A 10492-nucleotide genomic window follows, 5' to 3' on the forward strand; every position below is an offset into this window, starting at 1 on the left:
TCCAGGTGGCCCCCGTTCGCGTGTTAGCGTAAGAGCCGGTCAGGGGACAGTGCCAAAGGTCACGGCGCGATAGGCCATACTTTTTCACGTACACGCATCAACATCACATTTGGGGGAAATCGGGTGGGGACCCTCAGTTCGTGGTTGCGCGGCCGAAGGGTATCGGCATCCGTGGTGGCCCTGTCGGTGCTGGCGGGCGTGCCCCTGTCGTTCGCGGTGCTGCACGAGGGTTTCCCGGTGACGGATGTCGACCTCTCCGCCCGCGATGTCTGGGTCACCAACGGCAAAGAGCTGCTGGCCGGCCGGTTGAACCGGCAGATCGAAGAGCTGAACGCCTCGGTCAACGCTTCATCGAGCACCTTTGACGTCGTGCAGGACGGCGAAGACGTCTTCCTGATCGACGGCAGCGCGGGCACCATCGAACGCATAGACCCGGCCTTCACCACCCTCGGCGAACGCGTCGACGTGGCCCAGGGGTCTGAGATCGCCTACGGCGGCGACTCCATCGCGGTGATGAACCAGTCCACCGGTGAGGTCTGGGTGATCAACGCCGCCGGCGAACTGAGCTTCGACCCCAAGGCCACCGACCCGGTGATGAAACTGGGCAAGGGCGGCCACATCGCCGTCTCGCCGGGCGGCGTGGTCTTCGGCGCCTCCAAGACCGACAAGACCCTCACCAGCTTCGACCCGACGGCCGAGGAACCCGAGTCCGCCGAAACCGACCTGCCCAAGCTCGGCGAGTTCCAGATCGCGGCGGTGGGGGACACCGCCGTTGTGCTGGACACGGAGAACCATCGGCTCGTTGTCGACGGTGAGAGCATTGAGGTCCCCAAAACCGCCCTGAAGCTGCAGCAGACCGGGGCCGAGAACGACGTGGTACTGGTGGCGACCACGAAGGCGCTGCTGAGGGTGCCTCTGAACGGCGGCGACATCGTCACGGTCGACGCGAAGCCGGATGCCGCCGTGACCGATCCGAAATCGGTGTCGGCACCGGTCTGGTTGAATGGGTGCGCGCACGCGGCCTGGTCGGGTGCGCAGCGTTACCTCGCCGACTGTGAGGGGTCCGAGGTGTTGCGGGAGACCATCGAGCAGCCCACCCAGGGGTCGGTGCTGGAGTTTCGGGTCAACCGTGATGTGATCGCGTTGAACAACCTCTCCAACGGCAACGTGTGGCTGGTGGATTCGAACATGCGCCTGGTCGAGAACTGGGAAGAGGTCACCCCGCCCGAGGAGTCCGACGCCGAGGACGGCACAGAGAAAGCCGCCCAACAGTCCTTCGAAGACACCCTGGCCGAGCGCACGAATGTGAACCGGGCGCCGCTGGCGCGCGACGACGCGTACGGGGTACGGCCGGGCAAGACCACGGTCTTGCCGGTGCTGGAGAACGACACCGACCCCGACGGTGACGTGCTCACGGTGTCGAATCTGAGCGGCTTCTCCCAGGCCCAGGGCAGCCTGGATTACATCGACGGTGGCCGGGCCGTGCAGTTCACTCCCGCCGAGGATGCGGCCGGAACGGTGTCGTTCCGGTACACGGTCGCCGATGGTCGCGGCGCCGTCGCCGAGGCACAGGTGAACGTGACCATGCGTCCGATGGAGGAAAACCTGGCCCCGGTGTCGAACCGGGCCGGCGCCATCAGCGTGGAGCAGGGCCAGCTGGTCAGCTACAACGTGCTCTCGGACTGGATCGACCCCGACGGCGACGACATCTACCTGGTCTCCGCCTCGCCGACCACCGGTGACGGTGTGCGGTTCGGCCCCGAGGGTTTTGTTACCTTCGAATCCAAGACCGCCGAACTCGGAGTCAAGGAGGTGCAGTTCGTCATCTCCGACGGCTTGCTCACCGCCACCGGCGTGCTGACCGTGGACGTGAAGGCGCCCGGCAGCCTCAACCCCATCGGCACTCCGGACTTCACCACCGTGTTCCTGGGCGAGACCGCCCTGATCGAACCACTCAAGAACGACGTGACCCCCTCCGGTGCGCCGCTGGCCCTGATCGGGGTCAACGAAGTGCCCAACGACCTCACCGCCGTGCCCAACCTCGAGCGCGGCACCGTGGCCGTCTCCGCGAACAAGGCCGGCAGCTACGTCTTCACCTACAGCCTCGGCGCCGGCGCCACCTCCAGCGTCGGCCTGATCCGGGTGGACGTGCTGGAGAACCCCGACGACGTGCAACCGCCGATCGCGGTCAAGGACACCGCGTACCTGCGCGCCGGCGAACCGGTGATGATCCCGGTCCTCGACAACGACGTCTCACCCAGCGGCCGGGTCCTCGCCGTGCAGTCCGTCGACCTGACCGCGACGCAGGACCTCGTCACCGTGGAGATCCTCACCAACACCGTGCTGCGCGTCACCGCGGCCGCCGCGCTCACCGAGCAGGTGCAGTTCACCTACACGATCAGCGATGGCGACGGCACGTCAACCGCCGGAGTCACCGTCGTGCCGGTGCCGCCGCTGGTGAAGCACCAGCCTCCCGTCGCGGTGGACGACTCGGTGAGCGTGCGCGCCGGCGACATCGTCTCCGTTGCGGTGCTCGACAACGACTACCACCCCGACTCCGCCACCATGACGGTCGCCCCCGACCTGGCCGACACCGCCGATGTCGGCGGCCTGGCCTTCGTCACGGGCAACCAGGTGCGCTACCAGGCTCCCCAGGAAGCCGGTTCCTACAGTGTCGTGTACAGCATCAGCGACGCATTCGCCGAGACCGCGACGGCCACGGTGCGGTTCACCGTCACCGCCCTGGACGACAAGAACAACCGGCCGCCCACCCCGCTTCCGCTGACCATGCGCACCTTCGCCGAATCCACCATCAAGGTGCAGGTGCCGCTGGACGGTATCGACCCCGACGGCGACTCGGTGTACCTGAAGGACGTCACCAGCGCCCCGGAGCTCGGCCGGATCGTCGAGGCGGGCAGCGATTTCTTCATCTACGAGGCCTACCCGGGCACGGCGGGCACGGATGTCTTCACGTACCAGGTCGAAGACACCCTGGGCGCCACCGCCGAAGGCTCCGTGCGCATCGGCGTGATCCCTCGCCCGGTCGAATTGCTGGCGCCGAGCGCGATCGACGACGCCATCGAGATCAAACCGGGCCGCACCGGATCGATCCCGGTCGTGCTCAACGACTCCGACCCCAACGGCTACAAGCTCACCCTCTCCGAGAAGCTGCCCGAGGTCGATCCCGGCATCATCGCCACCGTCGAGGGCAGTCGCGTCATCGTGGAAACGCCCGCCGAGGAGGGCACATACACGCTGCGCTACGAGATCACCAACGGGCACGGCGGCGCCGACACGGCCTTCATTCAGGTGAAGGTCACCGAGGACGCCAAGGCTCAGTACCCCGTGGCGATCGACCACCTCGTCGAACCCGAAGAGATTCAGGCCGGCCAGGCCGTCGACATCGACGCGCTCGAGGGAGCCGAGAACCCGAGCGGCCTGATCGACGAGCTGGTCATCAGCCTGGAGGGACCCAACGCCGCCTCTGGCGCCATCCAGTCGAACGGCGTCGTGCGAGTCGAGCCCACCTTCGAACGTCAGGCGATCGCCTACAGGCTCACCAACGAGGTCGACAAGCTCAGTGCCACGGCGTTCATCATCGTGCCGGCCATGCCGGAGCCGAACACCCCGAAGCCGTCTGATCCCGCGAACGCCGAACCGACGCCGGAAGAAGAGGTGTTCCCGCCGCCCTTCTTGAAGGACATCGGCCCGCAGGTCATCAAGATGAACGGCTCGAAGAGCTGGTCCCTCGCCGACATCGTCGAGGTCCCCTCCGGCCGCCCCGCCGTGCTGCTCAGCGCCACCGCCACCAACAGCGACGGCTCGAACGCCATGAATGGTTCCACGTCACTGAGCTTCGTGGCCGCGGCCGATTACCGAGGGCCCGCCGCCCTGACCTTCGTGGTGACCGACGGGACCGGTGCCGGAGACCCCAAGGGCAACCAGGCGACCCTCACCATCCCGATCACCGTCGGCGACCCGAACTTCGAGGACGTCGCTCCGACCTTCACCCCGTCAAAGGTCACCGTGGAGGCCGGCGAGGGTGCGCAGGTCGTGAACCTGCGCAACTCGACAGGACACCCCAACCCCGACATCATTCAGAGGGTCAGCTACGGGTCGCTCAGCGGAACGAGCGGTGCCGTCGCCGCGACCCTCGCCGGAGCCGACCTCACCATCTCCTCACCGCTGGGCACCCAGCCGGGCGCCAAGGTGAAGCTCACGTTCTCGGTGACCTACAAGGAATTCACCATCCCCGGCTCGATCGAGGTGACGGTGGTCTCGTCCACCCGCCCCGTTCCCCAGGCCGTCGACGATGCCGGCCCCAACGGCGCGGGTATCGAGACCCGGCCGAGCACCTCGGAGACTGTGCCCGTGCTCAGTAACGACTACAACCCCTTCGCCAAGGACGGTAAGCCGCTCGTGGTGATCGGCGCGGTCATCGAACAGCAGGTCGGCTCCGCATCCGTCGCGTTCACCGGCAACGACGTCACCATCAAGACCGGCTCGGGCGCCACCGGCACTCTCACAGTGGTCTACACGATCAAGGACGCCACCGGCGACCCGGCCCGCCAGACCAAGGCCAGGATCACCTTCGTGATCCGCAACAACCCGGATGCCCCCAAGGCGCCGACCGCGGTCGAGGGCGACGGCAGCGCCACGGTGAGCTTCACCGCCCCGTCGTCGAACAACTCAGAGATCATCGACTACACGATCCGGTGGGGCGGCGGCTCCACGACAGTGAAGAGCGCCGGCACCCACGACATCACTGGCTTGACCAACGGGTCCAACTACGACTTCACCGTGACCGCCCGGAACGCCATCGGAGACTCCACGCCGTCGGCCTCGAGCCCAACCGTCACCCCTTATGGACTGCCCGGGGCGCCTGCCAGCGCCACGCTCAGGGCGCCCGGGCAGGGCACCGGGGCGCTTGAACTCACCTGGTCGGCACCCGGCAGCAACGGCGGGCGCGGCGTAACTGAGTACCACTACGAGTGGGTTCAGGGGCGTAGCGGATACCGCTATACCTCCGCCCTATCGGCGTCCGATACCGGAAACATCGACCAGCCTGCCCAGTACCGGGTTCGGGCCTGCAACCCGCGCGGCTGCGGCGAGTGGACGTCCTCGAACACGGCGACTCCGCAACCCGCGCCGCCGCCGCCGCCGCCCCGGGCGTACGTGTGCAAGGGCGCGAACGCCCCGGTGGGTAACTACGTGGAGGTTCGGTACGAGAACTTCAAACCCGGCAACCACCGGCTCACTACCGCAATCAACGGCGATTCGAGCGCATTCACCAACATCGGGTACGACCTGAACGCCAACGGCAAGGTACGCCTCCAGAACTGGCTGGGCGTGCGGGTGGGCGGCGAGAACATCAAGGTGATCATCGGCGCCGGTGCGCCCACCGGTATCCCAGAGACCAACACCATCTCCGGCACGGCCTGGAACAACCTGGCGCCCAACACATGCTCCGGCTAACGAACGAGAACAGGAAGAACATCACATGAGCGTCACCCAAGAACAGGCAGACTGGTTCGCCGAAGCATTCGGCAAGCTCGTCGGCAACGTCGAACAGGCGATCCTCGGCAAGGACCACGTGATCCGGCTCGTTGTCGCCGCGATGCTCACCAACGGCCACGTGCTGCTGGAGGACTACCCCGGCACGGGTAAGACCGTGTTGGCCAAGGCCCTGGCCAAGACCCTCGACGGCACCAACTCGCGCATCCAGTTCACCCCTGACCTGCTGCCCTCCGACGTCACCGGTGTCACCATCTACGACCAGGGCAAGGGCCTCTTCGAGTTCCACAAGGGACCGATCTTCGCGTCGATCGTGCTCGCCGACGAGATCAACCGGGCCAGCCCCAAGACCCAGTCCGCTCTGCTCGAGGTGATGGAAGAGGGCCGGGTCACCGTCGACGGCATCAGCCACGAGGTCGGTAGCCCGTTCATGGTCATCGCCACCCAGAACCCCGTCGAGCAGGCCGGAACGTACACGCTGCCCGAGGCCCAGCTCGACCGCTTCCTGTTCAAGACCTCGCTCGGTTACCCGGATCACGACACCGCCGTCACCCTGCTGCTGGACTCGTCGAACCGGTCCAGGGACGCCGGGATCACGCCGATCATCGCGTCCAGCTCGGTCACCACCATGGCCCAGCTGGCGTCCGAGGTGTTCGTGGACGCCGCCGTGCTCGGCTACCTCAACGAGATCGTCACCGCCACCCGCACCGACGTGTCCTCGACCCTCGGCGTGAGCATGCGTGGAGCCCTCGCCCTGGCCAGGGCGGCAAAGACCTGGGCCCTGTCGCAGGGGCGCACCTTTGTCAGCCCCGACGACATCCGCGACCTGGCCATCCCGGTGCTCGCGCACCGCATCATGGTCGACCCCGAAGCCGACTTCGCCGGCGTCACCGCCGAAGACATCGTCAGCCGGATCCTCGTCGAGGTGGCCCCGCCCGCCTTCCGCGCAGCATGAGACGGGCCTCCGAGCGCGGGCCCGTCAGGATCTCACCGGCCAGACACGCCCTGAGATCGGTCGGTCGCGCGCTCGGGGCCGGTGCCTCCCACGCCTGGCGGTTGCTCCGCCAGGTGCTCGCCGTCGTGCTGGGGCGCATCCGCCCCGTCGTCGATGTGATCGGCCCGGCCGGCCGGTTGGTGCTGCTCTGCGCGGTCGCCGCGTTCATCGTGAGCGCCGTGTTCGGCTGGGTGGAATTCACCTACCTGGCGACCACCCTGCTGGCCGCCGTGCTCGTTGCCGTGCCGTTCATCATCGGCCGGGCCACCTACGCCGTCGAGCTGCAGCTGAACCCGCACCGCGTCGTCGCCGGCGAACGGGCCCTGGGGCAGATGACCGTCACGAACTCGGGGGAGCGCGCCCTGCTGCCCGCCCGCATGGAACTTCCCGTCGGCACCGGGCTGGCGGAGTTCGTCATCCCCGGGCTCGCACCGGCCGCCGTGCACGACGAGCTGTTCGCCGTGCCCACCCAGCGCCGCGCCGTGATCGTCGCCGGCCCCGCCGTCTCGGTGCGCGGTGACCAGCTGGGCCTGATGCGGCGCACCGTGCGCTGGACCGAGGCCGTTGAGCTGTTCGTGCACCCGGTGACCACCCGGATCGCCTCCTCGGCCGCCGGCCTCATGCGTGACCTCGAGGGTGAGGTCACCAAGAAGATCACCAGCGACGACATCTCCTTCCACGCCCTGCGCGCGTACGAGCCCGGCGACCCGCTGCGCAATGTGCACTGGCGCACGTCCGCCCGCACCGGGCAGCTGATGGTGCGTCAGTTCGAAGAGACCCGGCGCACCCAGCTCACCATCGTGCACACCTCCGAGACCGCGTACTACGCCTCGGACGAGGAGTTCGAACTCGCCGTGTCCGTGACCGCATCGCTGGCGCTGCAGATCATCCGCGACGGCACCGGCCTCAGCGTGGTCACCGAGAAGCTCGCCCTGCGCACCGCGACCCCGGTGTCCCTGCTCGACGACACCTCCAGGATCGACGCCGTGTCCGGCCTCTTCCCGAGCCTGCGGGAATTCGCGCGGGCCGCCACCCGGCGCCTGCCGCCGCCCAGCGTGGTCATGATCATCGCCGGTTCGCTGATGGACCTCACCGAATTCCGGGCCGCGCAGACCCTGTTCGGTAAGGACGCCACGACCCTCGCGTTCCGTATCAACCCCGGGGCGCAGTCCCGGCTGTCCACGGTGTCCGGCCTCACGGTCGTCACCATCGGCGATCTGGCCGACCTGCCCAAACTTCTCCGACGGGTACACCGATGAGCCGCTTCACCCGCCCCCGTCCGACAACGCGGGCCAGGACCGCGCCGGCAGCCAGGCCACGCCCCGACCGGCCGGCGGGACTGCGCGCGGCCTGGCGGCCGTTCCCGCGGGCCGCCTGGACCGACGTCGCCGTGCTGAGCCTGCTGTCGTTGCTGGGCGTGCTGGGCCTGGAGACCTCCTTCGGCGACTACAACTTCCTGGTCGCCGGCCTCGGCGGCCTGATCGTGGGAACCGGAATCGCCGTGCTCGGCTACGCACTGCGGCTGGGTGTCGTCACCAGCGTGCTCGCCGCCATCCTGGCGTACTTCCTGCTCGGCACGCCGTTCACCATGCCCGGCGAAGCCCTGCTCGGCGTGTTCCCCAGCATCTCGTCCACCGCCGGCCTGGCGTTGGGCGCGGTCTTCGGCTGGAAGGACATCGTCACCCTCGGCACGCCCGTGGAAGCACCGTATTACATGCCGGTGCTGCCCTACTTCGCGGCCTGGTTGATCGCCCTGGTCGGCACCATGCTGGCCAGCCGGTGGCTGCCCGGCCGCCGGCGCACGGTCTGGCGCACCGGTGTTCTCCTGATCGGGCCGGTCCTGCTGTACCTGACCGGCATCCTGATGGGCACCGACAAGACCTTCTACGCGGGCCTGCGCGGGGTGGCCTTCGCCGTTGTCGCCATCGTCTGGATCGGCTGGCGCCGCACGAAAGTGGAACGCGCGGATGCCGCGGGCGCAGCTCGGCTGCTGCGACGCAAGCTTCTGGGCACCGCCACCCTGGTCGTCGGAGCCGTGCTGATCGGCGCTCTCGTCGGCGGTGTCCTGGCACCGGAGACCAAGGACCGATTCGTGCTGCGCGAGGAGATCCAGCCGCCGTTCGATCCGCTTGAGTTCCCGAGCCCGTTGGCCGGCTTCCGGCAGTTCACCAAGACCCTCGCTGACACCCCGCTGTTCTCCGTGACCGGAATGCAGCCCGGAGAGACCCTGCGGCTGGCGAGTATGGATGCCTACGACGGCAAACTGTGGAATGTCGCCGCCGCGGACTCCCTGGTGAACGGCTCCGGCAGCTTCCGCCTCGTGGGCCGCACCATTCCCGAACCGGCCTTGGTCACCAGCAGTGCGAACAGCACCGTCACCGTCGACGTCGTCGGGTACGAAGACGTCTGGCTGCCGGTGATCGGGTATCCGGCCACCGTGGACTTCGACGACGCGGGCAGCCAGGAGGAGGCCGAGACCCTGCGCTACAACGCCGACAGCGGCACCGCCGTGCTCACCACCGGTGTCGAACCCGGTTATGAGTACACGGTGAACGCCATGCTGCAGCAGACCTACCGGGATGAGGACCTCCAGGACGTGCCCGTCGCCGACGTCACCCAGCCTGCGGTCGAGAACATCCCCGACGTCGTCGTGGCCAAGGCCATCGAGTACGCCGGCACGGCCGACACTCCCATCGACAGTCTCCGGGCGATCGAACAGGCGCTCAAGACCAAGGGGTTCCTCAGCCACGGCCTGGCCTCTGACGGCATCCCGTCCAGGGCCGGCCACGGCGCCGACCGTATCAACGAACTGTTCACCCGCACCCAGATGGTGGGCGATGAGGAACAGTACGCCGCCGCGATGGCCCTGATGGCCCGCAGCCTGGATTACCCGGCCCGCGTGGTGATGGGCTTCGCGCCCGATGTGCCCGAGGACGCCGGCACAGTAGAGATCACCGGAACCGACGTGACGGCCTGGGTGGAAGTGGCCTTCGAAGGCGTCGGCTGGGTCGCGTTCTACCCCACCCCTGACCAGACTGACGTTCCGCAGGACCAGACCCCCAAGCCCAAGACCGAGCCCCAGCCGCAGGTGCGTCAGCCCCCGCGCATGGACAACGAAGCCGACGACCTGCTGACCGCCGTCGAAATCGACGACACCAAGGACGAGGACAAGGACAAGGACTTCGAGTTGCCCGGCTGGGCCTGGATCGTGATCGGTTCGATCGGCATCCCGCTGATACTGATCGGTGTCCCGTTCCTCGTCATCGCCGCGCTGAAGTCCCGCCGCCGCCGCAATCGCCGAACCAAGGGGACCGGCGATGAACGCGCCGCCGGAGCCTGGTCCGAGCTGGCGGACGGCTTTTCCGAGCTTGGTTTCGAGGTGCCACGCGCGTCGAGCCGTCGTCAGGTGGCCGTCAGCCTGGAAGCGCAGTTGGCCGCCCAGCTGCTCAGCCCCGACGGCACCGGGGAGATCGTCGACGCCGCGGAGTTCGTGGCGCCGCACCGGCTGGTGCCGGTAGCAGCTTCCGTCGACAGCGCCGTGTTCGGCGGCGAGCAGGTCAGCGACGAGGTCGTGGAGAGCAATTGGACGGCGGCACTGGCCTCCCTCGCCACCGCGGGGGAGTCCGCCGGGCGCCTGCGCCGGATTCTCGCCAGGTTCAGGCTCCGCGCCAAGCGGGACTGGAGCCAGGTGAACCTGCGCGGCAGCCGTGGCCCCGGCACGGGCCGAAGGTAGAGTTGCACCGTGGAAAATCCGGACTTCATAGTTCCCCCGCCGGGGATGTTTCGCTCGAAAGACGCTGAGGCTGACGCCGAGGTCGACGAGGAATCAACGGCGCGGGTGCCGCACAAGAACCTGATCGGCGCCATCCCGCCGGCGCCAGGGGGTGGCGCTCCGGCGGTCGCCGACAATGCGGCGCCGCCGACCGGCCCGCCGATGCCCACGGTGGGAGCCGCCCCGCCGGCCGGGGCCCCCGCGGTCGCGCC

At 68.2% G+C, this 10492-nt stretch carries 4 protein-coding genes and 1 pseudogene; all 5 read left to right on the plus strand.

The features are described from left to right. Positions 1-123 precede the first annotated feature (123 nt). Positions 124-5475: an Ig-like domain-containing protein gene (locus C3B61_RS09620; RefSeq protein ID WP_133160259.1), complete on the plus strand. Its 5352-nt coding sequence runs from the start codon at positions 124-126 to the stop codon at positions 5473-5475. A 25-nt stretch (positions 5476-5500) separates the two neighbouring features. Beyond that, positions 5501-6469, plus strand: coding sequence for an AAA family ATPase (locus tag C3B61_RS09625; protein ID WP_103460417.1), 969 nt, complete (start codon positions 5501-5503; stop codon positions 6467-6469). 101 nt (positions 6470-6570) lie between these two features. Continuing rightward, positions 6571-7767 carry a DUF58 domain-containing protein gene (locus tag C3B61_RS09630; protein WP_165787957.1) on the plus strand — a complete coding sequence of 399 codons (1197 nt, stop codon included), beginning with the start codon at positions 6571-6573 and terminating at the stop codon, positions 7765-7767. Beyond that, the gene (locus C3B61_RS09635; protein WP_103460419.1) at positions 7764-10241 is read left to right on the plus strand and encodes a transglutaminase TgpA family protein; all 2478 of its coding nucleotides are present in this window, start codon (positions 7764-7766) and stop codon (positions 10239-10241) included. The genes C3B61_RS09630 and C3B61_RS09635 overlap by 4 nt, the downstream gene beginning before the upstream one ends. A gap of 9 nt (positions 10242-10250) precedes the next feature. After that, positions 10251-10492: pseudogene (locus C3B61_RS09640) on the plus strand (hypothetical protein); the annotation flags it as partial.

It is taken from the genome of Cryobacterium zongtaii, assembly GCF_002909375.1.
Lineage (GTDB): Bacteria > Actinomycetota > Actinomycetes > Actinomycetales > Microbacteriaceae > Cryobacterium > Cryobacterium zongtaii.